The 14,930-nt window shown below is 34.8% G+C and carries 18 protein-coding genes; 11 read left to right on the top strand and 7 right to left on the bottom strand.

Annotated elements, in window-relative coordinates:
- Positions 1–239: 239 nt before the first annotated feature.
- Positions 240–719, top strand: coding sequence for a glutathione peroxidase (locus KHA97_RS08070; protein WP_213124171.1), 480 nt, complete (start codon positions 240–242; stop codon positions 717–719).
- 150 nt (positions 720–869) lie between these two features.
- Here KHA97_RS08070 and KHA97_RS08065 read toward each other — a convergent pair whose 3' ends face one another.
- The 4 genes from KHA97_RS08065 to aepX form a co-directional block, all read right to left on the bottom strand.
- A complete protein-coding gene (locus KHA97_RS08065) occupies positions 870–1,148 on the bottom strand; it encodes a YheC/YheD family protein (RefSeq protein ID WP_213124170.1) in 279 nt (92 codons plus the stop codon).
- 62 nt (positions 1,149–1,210) lie between these two features.
- The gene (locus tag KHA97_RS08060) at positions 1,211–2,368 is read right to left on the bottom strand and encodes a 2-aminoethylphosphonate aminotransferase (protein ID WP_213124169.1); all 1,158 of its coding nucleotides are present in this window, start codon (positions 2,366–2,368) and stop codon (positions 1,211–1,213) included.
- Positions 2,369–2,373: 5 nt separating this feature from the next.
- Positions 2,374–3,510, bottom strand: coding sequence for a phosphonopyruvate decarboxylase (gene aepY / locus KHA97_RS08055; RefSeq protein WP_213124168.1), 1,137 nt, complete (start codon positions 3,508–3,510; stop codon positions 2,374–2,376).
- 37 nt (positions 3,511–3,547) lie between these two features.
- Entirely contained in the window at positions 3,548–4,420 is an 873-nt protein-coding gene (aepX, locus tag KHA97_RS08050) for a phosphoenolpyruvate mutase (protein WP_213124167.1), read from the bottom strand.
- Between the two features lie 451 nt (positions 4,421–4,871).
- Here aepX and KHA97_RS24280 point away from each other — a divergent pair, with 451 nt between their 5' ends.
- Entirely contained in the window at positions 4,872–5,006 is a 135-nt protein-coding gene (locus tag KHA97_RS24280) for a hypothetical protein (protein WP_267912413.1), read from the top strand.
- Between the two features lie 35 nt (positions 5,007–5,041).
- Positions 5,042–5,347 carry a DUF1572 domain-containing protein gene (locus KHA97_RS23935; RefSeq protein WP_233713335.1) on the top strand — a complete coding sequence of 102 codons (306 nt, stop codon included), beginning with the start codon at positions 5,042–5,044 and terminating at the stop codon, positions 5,345–5,347.
- 169 nt (positions 5,348–5,516) lie between these two features.
- Here KHA97_RS23935 and KHA97_RS08040 read toward each other — a convergent pair whose 3' ends face one another.
- A complete protein-coding gene (locus KHA97_RS08040) occupies positions 5,517–5,714 on the bottom strand; it encodes a hypothetical protein (RefSeq protein WP_213124166.1) in 198 nt (65 codons plus the stop codon).
- 500 nt (positions 5,715–6,214) lie between these two features.
- On the opposite strand from KHA97_RS08040, the gene KHA97_RS08035 reads away from it, so the two are divergent.
- Both KHA97_RS08035 and KHA97_RS08030 read left to right on the top strand, forming a co-directional pair.
- Positions 6,215–6,688: an RNA polymerase sigma factor gene (locus KHA97_RS08035; protein ID WP_213124165.1), complete on the top strand. Its 474-nt coding sequence runs from the start codon at positions 6,215–6,217 to the stop codon at positions 6,686–6,688.
- A 5-nt stretch (positions 6,689–6,693) separates the two neighbouring features.
- A complete protein-coding gene (locus KHA97_RS08030; protein ID WP_213124164.1) occupies positions 6,694–7,209 on the top strand; it encodes a hypothetical protein in 516 nt (171 codons plus the stop codon).
- Between the two features lie 377 nt (positions 7,210–7,586).
- Here KHA97_RS08030 and KHA97_RS08025 read toward each other — a convergent pair whose 3' ends face one another.
- Positions 7,587–7,964, bottom strand: coding sequence for a hypothetical protein (locus KHA97_RS08025; RefSeq protein ID WP_213124163.1), 378 nt, complete (start codon positions 7,962–7,964; stop codon positions 7,587–7,589).
- Between the two features lie 84 nt (positions 7,965–8,048).
- Between KHA97_RS08025 and KHA97_RS08020 the strand changes: the two genes are divergently transcribed.
- The 5 genes from KHA97_RS08020 to KHA97_RS24590 all read left to right on the top strand — a co-directional run bounded on the left by KHA97_RS08020 (position 8,049) and on the right by KHA97_RS24590 (position 11,928).
- Positions 8,049–8,222 (top strand): diguanylate cyclase domain-containing protein, encoded by a 174-nt coding sequence (locus KHA97_RS08020; RefSeq protein WP_213124162.1) that lies wholly within the window; start codon positions 8,049–8,051, stop codon positions 8,220–8,222.
- 271 nt (positions 8,223–8,493) lie between these two features.
- Entirely contained in the window at positions 8,494–9,150 is a 657-nt protein-coding gene (locus tag KHA97_RS08015) for an alpha/beta hydrolase (RefSeq protein ID WP_213124161.1), read from the top strand.
- Between the two features lie 798 nt (positions 9,151–9,948).
- Positions 9,949–10,458 carry a YfiT family bacillithiol transferase gene (locus KHA97_RS08010; protein ID WP_213124160.1) on the top strand — a complete coding sequence of 170 codons (510 nt, stop codon included), beginning with the start codon at positions 9,949–9,951 and terminating at the stop codon, positions 10,456–10,458.
- 631 nt (positions 10,459–11,089) lie between these two features.
- A complete protein-coding gene (locus KHA97_RS08005) occupies positions 11,090–11,584 on the top strand; it encodes a S4 domain-containing protein (RefSeq protein WP_213124159.1) in 495 nt (164 codons plus the stop codon).
- A gap of 215 nt (positions 11,585–11,799) precedes the next feature.
- On the top strand, positions 11,800–11,928 hold the full coding sequence (locus tag KHA97_RS24590; protein WP_407658007.1) for an IS3 family transposase: 129 nt from the start codon (positions 11,800–11,802) through the stop codon (positions 11,926–11,928).
- A 278-nt stretch (positions 11,929–12,206) separates the two neighbouring features.
- Here KHA97_RS24590 and rpsD read toward each other — a convergent pair whose 3' ends face one another.
- Positions 12,207–12,809, bottom strand: a complete 603-nt coding sequence (gene rpsD / locus KHA97_RS07995) for a 30S ribosomal protein S4 (RefSeq protein ID WP_213124157.1) — start codon at positions 12,807–12,809, stop codon at positions 12,207–12,209.
- A gap of 384 nt (positions 12,810–13,193) precedes the next feature.
- Here rpsD and KHA97_RS07990 point away from each other — a divergent pair, with 384 nt between their 5' ends.
- A complete protein-coding gene (locus tag KHA97_RS07990; protein ID WP_213124156.1) occupies positions 13,194–14,606 on the top strand; it encodes a sensor domain-containing diguanylate cyclase in 1,413 nt (470 codons plus the stop codon).
- The last annotated feature ends 324 nt before the right edge of the window (positions 14,607–14,930 follow it).

The raw sequence follows: 14,930 nt of genomic DNA, 5'->3' as shown, positions 1-14,930 counted from the left end.
GTCCTTATAAATGATTAGTTTTTTTAAAAGAAAGTGCATATTATGTAAGAGAACTATGGACAGCAAAGCGCACAGAAAATATGTAAATGATAAAGGAAAAAAGATAATACTTTGCGCACAATGTACAACTTACGCTGAAAGGAGAGCGTTTAGAAAAGTAAATTAAAGCCGATGTGCTAATTTTGTCCCGTTTTTACCTTTGCTGAAATGTTAAAATTGATGATTTGAGGAGAGATGTTGTGCAAACCATATATGACTTTATAGTTAAGATGCCAGATGGCAAAGACAAATCAATGAGTGAGTATAAAGGGAAAGTACTACTCATTGTAAATACAGCTAGTAAATGCGGCTTTACACCTCAATTTGAAGGCTTGCAAGCCCTTTATGAAAAATATAAAGAGCAAAATTTTGTAGTACTTGGTTTCCCGTGTGACCAATTTAAACAACAAGAATTTGATCATATTGAAGAAACTATTCAATTTTGTCAAACTAACTATGGGGTTACCTTCCCAATGTTCGCTAAAATTGATGTGAACGGCACAAATGAACATCCTCTATACACTTATTTAAAAGAACAAAAAAGTGGCATGCTTTCAAAAGCAATAAAATGGAATTTTACAAAATTTCTTGTTGATCAAAATGGACTAGTCATTAAACGATATTCTCCGATGACAAAACCTGATCAGATCGAAGAGGATATTGTAAGAAATATAACCTGACAATCCCGCTCCTAGTAGAGTGGGTTATTTTATTTACAATCTTTTCATCAAATCAATTTGAAACTAGGATGTTCGGGTCAAACTAGGAATTCCTTCCTGTTTAATAAAAGGTCCACTTAATCTTCCATGCTTCAAATATGGATGTAGAATCTAGTGAAACTCATTTAATGTAGCAACACATTTATTTAATGGCTCTCCTTGTAAAGTAAAGCCATTAAAACAATAGGTTCCGTCTTTTCTTTTAGAGATTTTATAAATTGCCCTTCCTTGCCCAGTTGTATCATGTTTTACATAAACATAAGCGTAACGTTTGAGTAATTTTTGTAGAGTTTTGATACTGTATATCTTCGTTTCTGGAGTATTCTTAGCCGTTAAGGGATCTTTTTGCAATAGCAAACTTTGCTCCCATTTTCCTACTGGTTCGCTCAAAAAAATACACCTCATTTTTTCTTTGTACCTAAAAAATCTTATAATGGATACTTTGATGGCAGCTAATCTTCTTGAGTCTCGTAAAGTATTGAAGACAAATTTTCTTCCTTAGTTTCGATTCCTATACTCTGAAGATATTTTTCTAATAAAGATAAAAATAGATCGATATCACTTTTGGTGAGATTTCCAATATTGGCTACTCTAAAAGAATTCATATCTTTAAGCTTTCCTGGATAAATCGTTATTCCGTTATCATAAAAATAATCATGCATGGTGTTGAAATCATAATTTTTACATGTTGGCTCCACTATGGCTGTTATTATTTTTGAATGGTGTTCCTTAGGAACGAGATATTTTAAACCCAGTCTAGTGATACCTGAAATCAAAGTTTCCCATAAAAGTGAATATCGTTCATATCTATCTTTAATACTTTCATCATTTAATTCTATTAATGCTTGTTTTAGTGCATAGATTGTTTGGACAGGTGGTGTAAAGCGCATCTGTCCTGTCTCAATAAAATATTTATATTGTAAATAAAGATTTAAATAATAATTAGTAGGCTTTGTCGCTATTTCTTTCTCCAATTCGGTATTTTTAGCTACAACAAAAGAGACACCCGCCATTCCTTGGAGATTTTTATTCGAGCTTGCTGCCAAATAACTAATATTCATTTTGTTCATATCTATAGGAATGGCTGCAAATGAACTCATTGCATCTACCATCATCTCAATGTCGTTTTCAAGGCAAATAGTTCCGATTGCCTCAATATCGTTTAACAATCCTGTTGTTGTTTCGTTATGCACAACAGCTAGGTAGGAAACTTTTTGAGGAAGTCCTTGAATAAACGATTCGAGCAAATCTAATTGAATCGGTTGATCTGGTTTACTTTGATACTCAATCCAATCTAGCTGATAAGCATCCGCAATTTCACACATTCGTTTTCCGTAGGCTCCATTATTAATAATAACAATAACCCCATCGGTCATAACAGAACTCAAAACTGATTCCACAGCGGCGGTACCTGATCCTCCGAACAGAACTGTCGTATATGCGTCCGGATGTGCTACTAAGCCAGTTAATTCAAATGATACAAATTGCATTAAATCGCAAAACTCTTTCTCACGTGGGCAAACATCGGGTACCACCTGTGCGTATTTAACCGAATCTGTAGTGGTAGCAGGGCCTGGGTTTAATAATATATTTCGCTTAACACTCTCCATGCCGTTCATCCTTCATTATTAATAAATTTTCGTAGGCGATTTTTCACCTCATATGGACGGACTTTTGGGCGACCTAAGTTAGGACGAGATCCTTTCGATATTTTTACATAAAGAAAAGTAAGACCCTTTGTCTTTTTCCATAATTGAATGTGTTCTTCGAGTTCCCATAAGCTATGGATATAAATTGATTTATCGTAACCACAAGCAGCAGCAATAGCGATAAAATTTACGTTGTGGGAAACGGTACTTTGCCCTCCAGTTGAATCATGAGTTTCGTTATCAAGTAGGATGTGAAGCATATTTTCGGGTCGATAATAGCCATTAGTAGCTAAACTACCCATTCGCATAAGGAGAGAGCCGTCTCCATCAATGACAATTACATCTTTTTCTTTTCGCGACTGGGCTAAACCAACTCCTAAAGAACTGACACAACCCATAGACCCAACCATATATAGGTTATTAGGAGAATCTTCTATTTCATAAAGCTCTCTACCTGTTTTTCCGGTAGTTGCGAGTTGAATAGTATTCTTGTTTTTTAAACTATTAATCACTTTTAAAGTATCAAACCTACTAGGAAGTTCATCTGTTAAGGTTTTTCCTATTATTTTTTTATTGTTATGAACAGAATGTTCCTCTTTCAATAATTTTTCACTTTCAAAGGTTCCTTTTTTCACGACAAAGAAAAATGGTTTGTTTTTTTCAATCCAATTGTTTGCAGTTTCAACCTGCATCTTTGCTTCGTTAAAATCGGGGGAAAGGTATTGCCATTTTATTTGCATAAGATCGAGGATTTGTGTTGTAATCTTCCCCATAAGTTCATGCTGAGGTTCATCAATTAATCCAGGTTCACCTCTTAAACTTACAAAACCAAGGACAGGTATTTGAAAGGGATAATTTAAGGAAGTCAATGGTGACACGGCGTTAGTGAGACCGGAGTTTTGCATTAAAACAACAGGTTTCTTACCCCCTAAATAAGCTCCAGATGCTATGGCAACAGCATCACCTTCGTTTACAGCAGCGATATATTCACACTCATTTATGGCATAGTTGATAAGATTTTTTAAGAATGAACAGGGGATACCGCTGTAAAAGTCAAAACCAAGTCTTTTAAGTTCATTTCCGAAACTGTTAGTGTTTAACATTCCATAACTCCATTTCCAAACAGGATTGTCTTTCCGTTTAAGGTAAATATTTTTTCTCAGCTTCTTGAAGTTCCTCAGCATTTTGGATTCTAAAAATTTCCTCTACACTTGCTATAGAACCCTCTACATGATTAATACTTTCATCTATTAGTATTTGTTTTGTTATTTTCTGCATGGCAGAAAGTGAGGCTCTTAAGTTATGGTTGGCCCAGATTATAAGGTTCACTCCCAATCTCCTGAATTCCTCTTTTGGTGTGGAATAATATTTAGTGGGAACAATTACAACAGGATGTCTACCATTCCATTCTTTCATAAATGCTTCGATTTCATTAAAATTAGACTTTTTACTATGAATGAGAATTGCATCAGCACCTGCCTGTCTATAGGCCTCCGCACGTTTAAGAGCTTCTTCTAATCCCCAACCCGCAATTAAAGCCTCAACTCTAGCTACAACAATAAAATCTTCATCCATCTGAGTATCCTTCATCGCTTTAATTTTCCCGCAAAACTCTTCAATTGATGCAAGTGGCTGAGCCTCTCCATTAATAAATGAGTTCGTTTTCGGGAAAATTTTATCTTCAATACAAACTCCGGCTATATCCAATTGTTCAAGTTTTTTAACGAGTCTTCTCGCATTATTGAAGTTTCCATATCCTGTATCACCATCTAAAAGAATCGGTATTGTAGTGGCATCACTCATAAATTCAAGAATATCTAATACTTGTGTCCACGAAGCTTCATTATTATCCCTCACTCCCATTGTTGCGGATATTGATAGTCCACTAGCCCATATACCTTTAAAACCTGCTTCTTCTACAACTTTTGCAGAAAGACCGTTATGGGCTTCCATAATAAAATCAGGATTTTGTGGAGAATTAAGCAAATGTTTTAATTTCGATGTTTTTTTCATGATGTTCTCCTCACGCTATGAAAATGGTTACACTTTTAGAGTAGTATTAATATTACATGCAGTTCAGAATGGTTATGATACGGACAAAAGTTTAGTTTAGGGAAAGTAGTATGTGGAAGCTGGGATGAGGGGATTCTTCTATACAATAATAAAAAACCCTAGAAACAATGGAAGCAAATATTCATTTACAACGTGATAATAATCCCCAAAACGCCTATGTCAGCTATATCTCATCAAAACTGTTGTTAAATGACAATAAAGGTGTTTAAAAACTCCAATCCCTTATTCCATTAAAGGGCCAGATTGTGGAGTAAGGGAGGTAATCAGATGGTTCATCTCGAAATTGTAAGGTATACCAGAACAACATGCCGCAAATGAAGTTTTGACCGAGGGGGATTATCTATTAAAGGGATTAAATTGGAAGGAATAGAAGATAGATGTAAAGACACTTTTGTTACAACAGTGGGCAAGCTGCTTAGACGAAGAAGACTGGTTTCCACCACTTGAAAAAGTGCTAGAGGATATCACTTTTGAACAGGCAATTTGGAAACCAGCTGATGGAGCAATGAATTCAATTTGGAATTAGTTTGTCATTTACTTTTCTATGAAAAGAGATTTCTGATGCGATTTCTTGGTGAAACAGCGAATGAACCACAGGCAGAAAATAATGAATCTACATTTCGATTACCAACTGAGACGTTAGAAAATTGGAAGGAAACAAAAGAAGAATACTTTTATGTTCATCGTGAACTTGCAAAAATACTAGCAAAATCAGAACATGAAGATTTGTATAGACCAATCCCAGGAGAAGATAATTCATTAGTGTTCGAACTGAAGAGTTTAGCAATGCACGACGCATATCATATTGGGCAAATTGTATTCCTAAGTAAAATGCAAGGAGCTTGGGTAGAGAAACGTAGCTTTTAAAAAGCTTTATTAGCCTTAGAGTTATCACACTAGGGAGCAATACATAAAGAAATGTATCGTTTTTTCTTATTCTAATAAACTGTGATAGTTGAATGTCTTAAAGCATTAGGTGCTTGAGTCAACAATCAGTAAAACATAATAAGAGCAGCGACTCTTCCCGTTCTTTATATTACTGATCACCTTTCGACTCTAAAAAAGCATTGACTGATTCATCCAATAAACTTTCCCGATTTGGGTCTTCATTAACATCTGAATCCACTTCCATTGCTTGTTTAAGTATGACGTATGTATCATCTTCTTTATTTAATTGATTAACTTGAATTCTATGTGAGACTGGATTATGGCGACTATTTTTTTGATTTGGCATATGATTTCCTTCTTGTAACAGGTATTTTATCATCAGTATGAACAATAATCTAAAAAAAAATCCAATACTAGGTTTAGATTGATTATTATTTCAGTTTTTTTCATGAACTGGTGCCTGTAATTGACATGAGAGGCTTTCTTATCTATTTTCGCACTTTCGTTGTTCAACAATTGGGCTAGATTATTGAAGAATGGATTTTACTATATTTTAAATCATTTAATATTAAGCACGGTGAACCGTACCATAAGTAAAGGCGGTTTTATTCACTTCTTACGAATGGAATTGCATCTATTTAAGCTTATTTAATATTTCAAGCTGAATTTAGGAAGGATATTAGGGAGAGAAGATTTATCTAACCGATAAGTCATCTCTCCTTTTCTATTGAGGTTTGTCATAAATGAATAGCAAGTCTATTATTAAAGAATTAATTACGTGAAAAAAATTAATCTGTTGCACAAATCAACGAAAATGAATCGTATTATTAGTGAAGGAGGTTAGTTATGAAATCGTTTGCCGGCTTACGTGTTCATGAGATTGTTCAAACTTATAGCGACACCTTAATACGAATCGCTGTGCAGCAGACAAAAAATATGTCTGAGGCTGAGGAAATTGTTCAGGAAGTCTATATGACACTTATGAGACAGAAAAAGCCCTTTGATAGTGAAGTACATTTAAAGGCTTGGCTTATCAAAGTGACTTTTAATAAATGCAAGGATTACTTTAAGTCTTCTCGCGTCAAGAAGACAGTACCGATGACAGAGGAAATGACGTTTATCGCAAAAGAAGAACAAATCGTTCTCCCTGAAATTTTTGAGCTTGATCCAAATGAGAGGTCGATTGTTTATTTACATTATTACGAAGGTTACACGACTGCAGAAATTGCCAATCTATTAGATATGAAAGTAAACACGGTAGGATCAAAGCTGAGAAGGGTTCGAATGAAGCTAAAAGCTTTTTTAGAAGAAGGGAGTTAAGTGTCATGAGTGATTATAAGAAAGTGATGAATCAGGTTCGTGCTTCTGAAGAATTTAAAAGCAAAGTGCAAAAAGAGATGATGGAATATGAAAAGAAGGTAAAGAGGGTTCTTATGAAAAAGATAAGTTTATTGGTTGGAAGTTTAGTAGCTTGTGCTGTCATTTCTGTAGTAGTTTTATCAAATATAAACAATAATGGAGCGTTAGATTTGACGGAAAGAATTGTAGTGGATAATTCAGGACCTGCTGCAAGTGCAGTGGTTAATATCGATGGAGTGATAACAAAAGTTGGAGAAGATGGGCTGAGCTTTAAGTTGGATAACGGAATAGAAGTAGTGGTTACAGATGAAACAGAATTGGGAATAGATGGTCCAACAGCACCACCTAAGGAAGAACAGTTATTTGAGCCTACATTTAGAGTAGGCAATCTAATTGGCGGTTTTACGGAAGACACGTCGGCAGATCCAGTTACTGCAGCTGTGATTTATACTAACTGGAACTTTGAGAATCCTATTCGATAAGGTGCTGTTAAACAGATCCTTCACGTGCAGGAGAGGGGAACATATCATAAATTGGTGCAGTTTTTAAAATATAAAAAGAGAAACAGATAGGCTACTTTAATCTGGAGGGTATTCACTTTCTGAGAGAAGTACGGATGATTTGATTATTCAATTTTGTGTTGAAAAGTAAATTTAAGACCTAGACACAGTCAATGAAATACTAGATCTTTTTAACACTTCAAACCCTTAATAAACTAAAAACTGGGAAGAGCTTATCTCTACCCAGTTTTTTTCTACCTTCAGAATTTTAATAGACCTTTTAGAAATACTCATTCCTGCTCCTGTGTACGTATGTTTTTTATTCTACTCGTTCGTTGAGATCGGTGTTTCAGAATTTCCTAATGTAGTGCCCTTTTGAAATGAAAGGACAAATCCAAGGTAATATAAAAGAAACCGCTATTAAATAAGAGCTGCAAAAATGAGATGGGAACAAAACCCAAAAGTGGTACAATCATTGTGACAAACATTAAATAAGCTAACCATTTAGGCAGAACTTTTGATTTTAATGTGCCAATTCCAAATAATAGAGATCCAAAAAAGACCATGGGAATAAAAATGATAAAATATTTGAAAATAGATTGGTCAAAAACATTGACCATAAATTGCTCTCCCTCCATAAACGCCGCCTGGGTTGTCACTCCATCAAAGATCACCGGCGCTATTGAAGTAGTTAAAGTAGAGGTCGTCATCTCATAAATAATAAAATAAATATACAAAAAGACAAAACCTATTAAACCAGCAATTCCTGCTTTTAATCAATTGGAAGCTCCTATAACGGTTGTTGTCGCAGATTTGGATGATTGAAACCGATCAATGATACATATGGACATCAAATGGGAGACATATTAATTAGTGAAACAGCAAATTGCTTAAAGGCTAATGCAGAGAAAGACATGATTGTCGCACGTATTGGTGGTGATGAATTTGTCATACTAATACCAAATGTAGGTTTTCCGCAAGTCGGTACTATATAAAAAATGTTCAAAAAAAATGCAACGGGTTGATGGGATTTTACCTTTTTCGTCAATTCAAATGTCTATCGATTATGCATATGGAAACTCTTCTTATGGAGTCATGGAACAATTCCTAAGTATGGCAGATGCTAATATGTATCAGAATAAGAAAATGACTAAGACGTTGTTGTCGGTAAAAAAATAGTTTCCTCCTTCACAATCAATCCCGAAATAGAATAATAAAAAACAACATGGAATCCAAATTAACACCATCAAAGCTTACAGATAGAGGATGATACCATTGAATAATACTTTTATTTACGAAATGCGTATGCCAGCAACAGAAGAACTAAGAAGAACTTATCCTGCTATATTCCTAATGCATGGAATGGGAAGTAATGAACAGGATATTTTGACCCTGGTAAGTGGGCTTGAGAAGGATGCCTACATATTTGGTATTCGCGGTCCGATTGAACAGCCACCTGGATTTGCATACTTCACTATTGAAGGATTTGGAAAACCTCATCGTTCAGTATTTGCTGATACGGTTCGGAAGCTGGAGGAATTTATTGAAAATGCCTTAAATACATATACAATAGACCCAGAAAAGGTATTCCTGGGCGGTTTTAGCCAAGGAGCCATTCTCTCTATGACTCTCGGTTTAACGATGGGGGGTAGAATAAAGGGAGTAATGGCCTTTAGCGGTTATATTCCACTCTTTGTAAGAGAAGAGTACTCGAAACAGCATACAAGCAATCTACAGATATATATTTCTCATGGTGAAAAGGATCCAGTGTTTCCGCTTGAATGGGGTGAAGCGAATCGGGATTATTTTGATAAATTAGGTGCTACTGTAACCTATCATGCTTATCCAGCAGGACACACAATTTCGTTAGAAAATTACAATGATTTCCGAGAATGGCTCGATCAGCAGCTGTCAACAAAATAACTGTTAGGAGTTTTTATTTTTGGTAAATCAAGTATCCATATATATATTATCAATGCTCATATTAATTAGGGACTGAAAAAAAGTAGAATTATCAAACGTCTGAGTCGGTACAATGGTTAAGTGAATTGGAGGTTGCTTCATCACGCGTTCGGAATTTCCTATTCATGATGTTATTCGAGAGACCATAGTAGATGGACCAGTTCCCAAACTTGCTGAGCAAGTTCATGAATTATCCAATGTCGAATGAATGATCGTGTCAATTTGATTCTTAACGGTTATGAAAAAGATGAAGTTGAACTATTGAAAGCTCACTACGAAATTACGAGTATAAAGCAAGAACAACTGGCTGATTTTGTGATGGAAAGAGGATTAACTCGATTAGAAAGTCATATATGGGTCAGAACATCGAATAGGTACAGTTAGTACATGTGATGGGCCTTTTAATCAGTTGGGGTATTAAGCCATAGAATTGATGATTGACTAATATTTTGTGCAAAATAGGGACTCTGTTAAGGAATCCCTATTTTTTATGGAAAAACCTCATTTAGATATATCACGGGGAACCATATCATAAGTACTGATGAAACAGAGAATGGGAATAGTTATTAATAAGAATGGCTAGAAAAGATATAGAAAAAGACAGGGTTTTAAACGTTAATACCGAAATACATAATAGGATGGAAGAATATCTTTAGGATACGAATAAATGAAGAATTTTGCGGATCATGATTTACAACATTTTGAACAGATTAATGGAGTGATTCGTAGAAATAACGAATAGGGAAAAGGGGATTGAAAATGGATGTAAGATACCCAATTGGGAAACTACAAGTTCCTGAAAAAGTAACATTAGATAATATTCAAGAATGGCTACTGGAAATCGAATCTTACACGATTCGATTAAGAGAAACTGTCGGCTCATTAAGTGATATGGAATTAAGCAGAACTTATCGTGAAGGTAGCTGGACAGTTCGTCAACTTGTTCATCACATTGCAGATTCTCAGTTGAACATGTATCAACGTTTGAAGCTAGCTTTAACAGATGAGAATCCAACAGTACCACCTTTTGATGAAGAAAAGTGGGCTATTCAACCGGATACAAAGCTTCCTGTAGAAAGTTCTATCAAAATGTTAGAAGATATAAATGAGCGCATTGTATCTTTAGGACATAGTTTATCTGAAGAGCAATTAGATCGAGCTTTTACTCACCAGATAAACGGTATAATAACAGTTGCATCAAAAGTTGCAAAATTAGCTTGGCACGAGGAGCATCACTTAGCCCATATAAAAATCGCATTATCAAAATAATACAATATGTATAAAAAGTGGCTTATCGAACCCCGATAAGCTATTTTAAAAATTAAAATAAGGAATAATTACAGAAGTTTTATTCAACTAAAGGGCGTTATCCTGGAACAAGGATAAGCGCTTATTTTTCATTTTAGAATCATATGTGGAGCAATACCTTTAAGGTAAATTGGATTTTAGGTTAAAATTTAGAATATAGTTTGAAATTGGTTACTTTAAATAATGGGGCAGAATAGTGAAATAAGAGAAGGGGGGCTGACTAACGGGATTTTGAGGAGTTACTTGGGATAAAAGGAAGTAAACGCTTGCATTCAAATGTAATTATTCGGTAAAATGAGAATAACTCTATTTGGATAGAAAGGATACAGGAGAACACGTATGCCAACATTTACTTTGTAATGATCAATAAATTGGATAGCATCACCCTCAAAAAAACAAATGTTTTTTTCTAAGGGGGTAGTGTGCCCATTTTTCTCATTACAAAGGAACCAAGCAACCCTGTAGTCTCGAGCGAAGGGAGGTCCTTGTGTAGGATCTCCTTTTTAATTTTTTCAATTTAATTTTATAATGCGCTGCAAGATATCCAAATAGATGCTTGCGTTCCTTTATCTTATTAAGAGGTGAAGGATTAATGTTAAATATAACATTCAGCTGGAAACTTTCTCAAATACCAGAGCAAGCTGTAAAGAAGCACTGCAAAATGTGTGGCAAATTATCAGTTTTTACGGACACCAATGTGCGAAGGCATAACGCAAACGGAAAAAGCATATACAAATATGCGATTTATAAATGCGAAAAAAATCATACATGGAACAAAAAGTTAGCTATTTATAAAACGTACTCAGAGCATGTTGCTGAAATTGAGGAGCAGAAAGAAGAATCTTCAATTATGTCAGCCATTCCAATAACCAGCTTAGCAGAACAAGGAGTAAAGGTGATACAGATTGTACTAGATGATGTGATAGGAAAACATCGAATTGATAAAGTGCTTGCGAACCAAATTGAAGATTGGAGTCGATCACAGATTGTAGAAAAGATTGAAAAAGGATCGATTCAATTAAATGAACAAATGATTAAACCTAGTTCAAGATTGTCAAAGGGAGAACGCATTTCCATTTTCATTTGAGGAAAACATTTAGCAACCGAACTAAACTTATAAATTAGTGAATAGGATATTTTAAATTATTCAACTAACTGGTGAGTTAATCGATAGCTGTACAGCACCCCAAATTTTAGATACGAATCTAACATTTGGAGGTGCTTTTTTTTGGCTGAATTATAAATCGAACAAAAATTAGAAACTGTTAATCGTTACGAATTAATTCTTCTTAACTACTTTACATACAAAAATTGGATAGTATGGAACACTTCAAGCGTAAACTAGAAGAGTATATCGATTACTACAATCAAAAACGGATTAAAAGGATTGTGTCCGGTACAATGCCGAATTCAATTTTCTCTGGCTTATAACATTACTGTGTCTAACTTTTTGAGGTAACTAATAAGAAGGATTAACGCTTTTTTTGTTGAAATTATTAAACTAACGGGACAGTTCAGTTTAAGAATCTCCTTTTTAATAATTTTATTTTTCTTTCAGCCTCTGTATTATTAAAAGTTGCCCCACTTGCCCCAAAACAATAGATCTTTATACGCTATTTTACAAACCTGAAATAAAAGGAAAAGCCCCAAATCCTTTTATTTCAAGGGTTTGGGGCTTTTAAAATATTGCGTTCTACAAAGCAATTTTATTAACGTGAGTAGAACTCAACGATAAACGCTTCGTTAATTTCAGCAGGAAGTTCAGAACGCTCTGGAAGGCGAGTGAATGTTCCTTCTAATTTATCAGCATCAAATGTAAGATATTCTGGTACGAAGTTAGTAGCTTCAACAGATTCTTTAATGATGTCAAGGTTACGTGATTTTTCACGAACACCAATTGTTTGGCCAGGAACTACTTTGAAAGATGGAATGTCTACGCGACTTCCATCAACTAGGATGTGTCCATGGTTTACTAATTGGCGAGCTTGACGACGAGTACGTGCAAGGCCAAGACGGTAAACAATGTTATCAAGGCGTTGTTCAAGTAAGATCATGAAGTTTTCGCCGTGTTTACCTTTCATTTTACCAGCTTTTACGAACGTATTATGGAATTGACGTTCATTTACTCCATACATATGACGAAGCTTTTGTTTTTCTTGAAGCTGTAAGCCATATTCAGAAAGCTTTTTGCGTTGGTTAGGACCATGTTGTCCTGGTGCATAAGGGCGACGATCTAATTCTTTTCCTGTACCGCTTAGAGAAATTCCAAGACGACGGGAAATTTTCCAGCTTGGGCCGGTGTAACGAGACATAATTGTCTCCTCCTTCGTTTTTATTTTGTTGTAAAATAAAACCGATTATGAGACAGCATATATGTGTATTTTGTTTTCATGCACCTTCGCCCTAGCAGCGGCGGGTTACGAGATGCACCTCGAATCTCTTAAGTCTGAGGAACAAAATACGAGCATTATGTGTTCATCTAGGCTGCATTATTTTACACAACGACCATTATATTATTTTTATAATACAAAGTCAACAAACGAAAAATGTATTTTTTTAGATATTAGGTAGGTAAAAAGGTCTACTTATGTTATAATAATTATAATAAACTCTAGTGTATGTAGGAATAGTAACGATTTTTTTATAGGTAAATAGTATTATCTTGAACTATTAGTACTTGATGGGTGGGTAGAATGATGCCAGATCGGACATATCCCATAGATGATAATAAAACATTAGAAGAAATAAAGTATCGAGAATTATTCAGAGTAACTGAAAAATTCCATTCTAGTATGGATATTAATAGTGTGTTAGCGGAAATTATTCAAACGCTGAAAAGAGTTTTTCCTACATATGATTACTTTTTGCTTCTATCGAACGATCATGACGCGTGCGAAGATTTACCTATCAAAAATTTAGAATATAATTCTGAAAACGCTACAGCTATTGCTTCGTATGTAAACGCTACAGTCGAATTAGAAGATACAGAATATCCTGTTATGTATGCACCTTTAAAGGGAAAACAAGGTGTATATGGTGTTTTGCAAGTTAAGTCCCTTTTAACTTCGGAGCTTGAAAATAGTCAGATTGATTTTATACGATTATTAGCTAATACGGCAGGAAATGCATTGGAAAATGCAAAACTATATCAGCAATCACAAAAACTTGTCGAGGATTTGCGATTAATCGATGAAATATCACAAAAATTGAATTCTACTTCTAGTTTATTTGAAACGATGAATTATTTACATAATCAGATTAAGAAGTCATTTCAAGCAGCTGCAATTGGATTTATCATTCTAGAAGACCACCGACCGAGAGTGCTAGAAGGTAGTTCCAGTTATTTTGAAGAAGAATCAAGTAATGAGCTAATTCATGCAGTTTTAAAGAAAATTGAAAATACCAATGAATCTCTTTTCATGGGAGAAATCAAACAAATGCCTTTATCTGTTCAAACATTTTATGGTTCATTAATGGCAGTGCCTATGATTCATAGTAATGCGGTTAACGGTTTAGCCATTGTTCTTGGTAACAAGCCTTATAGCTTTTCCTTTGAAAAATTTAAGCTTTTACAATCATTAATTCAACGATCTTCATTGGCCGTTGCGAATTTGATGCTAAGGGAAAAACTAGAGAAATTGGTGATTACAGATCAATTAACTCAGTTATATGCTAGAAATTATTTAAATGATATGATTGAAGAGTCGATGAAATCAGACCGTGGTGGGACGTTCATACTTATTGACTTAGACGATTTTAAAGAAATAAATGATACATTTGGCCACCAAACAGGCGACCAGGTTCTTATCCAAGTTGCAGACTTAATCCGCAAGTGTCTTCGCTCAACGGATATAGGTGCTCGTTGGGGTGGGGAAGAGCTTGCCGTATATTTGCCAGACATCCCAATCGAACAGGGAGCTCAAATTGCAGAGCGACTCCTGAATCACGTATCACAACAAACAAAACCTGCAGTCACCATGTCTTGTGGAGTTTCTAATTGGGATCCTTGCAAGCCAGATGGACTTACACAGTTATTTAGCCGCGCTGATACAGCTCTATATGAGGCGAAAAAAGCAGGGAAGAATCGAATTTCCGTAAAGAAAATATAATTCTTAAAGGCTACCTTTCGAATGGAAATAGGGTAGCTTTTTTGTCCTTGTTTATTTAGTTGATATTTCATACAATTAAGATAATTAAATTGAAAAGAATGTGGAAAATGAAACTTAGATTCGAGAGTAAAGAATTAAATGTGTATAGGATTGTTAATAGCAGGAAGAATGATTCGCAAATATCTCCTTATATATTGTAATTTAATCGTGAATTGATCAATAAATTCGCTAGTAACTCTGTCGATATTAGAATATAATCTAGAATCAGTTAATAATTCGCAAAAACATCGCATTTTATATTTGTTCTCGAATACACAATATACT

The sequence above is a fragment of the Lederbergia citri genome, assembly GCF_018343625.1.
Taxonomy (GTDB): Bacteria; Bacillota; Bacilli; order Bacillales; family Bacillaceae_C; genus Lederbergia; species Lederbergia citri.
The sequence above is the reverse complement of the archived record's forward strand: the minus strand, read 5'-3'. Positions and strand labels throughout refer to the sequence as shown.

Bases quoted from the DNA above. Each gene is read 5' to 3' on its own strand.
- KHA97_RS23935 (WP_233713335.1), top strand. From the start codon at position 5,042: ATGCGATTTCTTGGTGAAACAGCGAATGAACCACAGGCAGAAAATAAT.
- KHA97_RS08030 (WP_213124164.1), top strand. From the start codon at position 6,694: ATGAGTGATTATAAGAAAGTGATGAATCAGGTTCGTGCTTCTGAAGAA.
- KHA97_RS07990 (WP_213124156.1), top strand. From the start codon at position 13,194: ATGCCAGATCGGACATATCCCATAGATGATAATAAAACATTAGAAGAA.
- KHA97_RS08035 (WP_213124165.1), top strand. From the start codon at position 6,215: ATGAAATCGTTTGCCGGCTTACGTGTTCATGAGATTGTTCAAACTTAT.
- KHA97_RS08060 (WP_213124169.1), bottom strand. From the start codon at position 2,368: ATGGAGAGTGTTAAGCGAAATATATTATTAAACCCAGGCCCTGCTACC.
- KHA97_RS08040 (WP_213124166.1), bottom strand. From the start codon at position 5,714: ATGCCAAATCAAAAAAATAGTCGCCATAATCCAGTCTCACATAGAATT.
- KHA97_RS08010 (WP_213124160.1), top strand. From the start codon at position 9,949: ATGGATGTAAGATACCCAATTGGGAAACTACAAGTTCCTGAAAAAGTA.
- KHA97_RS08015 (WP_213124161.1), top strand. From the start codon at position 8,494: ATGATACCATTGAATAATACTTTTATTTACGAAATGCGTATGCCAGCA.
- aepY (WP_213124168.1), bottom strand. From the start codon at position 3,510: ATGTTAAACACTAACAGTTTCGGAAATGAACTTAAAAGACTTGGTTTT.
- rpsD (WP_213124157.1), bottom strand. From the start codon at position 12,809: ATGTCTCGTTACACCGGCCCAAGCTGGAAAATTTCCCGTCGTCTTGGA.
- aepX (WP_213124167.1), bottom strand. From the start codon at position 4,420: ATGAAAAAAACATCGAAATTAAAACATTTGCTTAATTCTCCACAAAAT.
- KHA97_RS08005 (WP_213124159.1), top strand. From the start codon at position 11,090: ATGTTAAATATAACATTCAGCTGGAAACTTTCTCAAATACCAGAGCAA.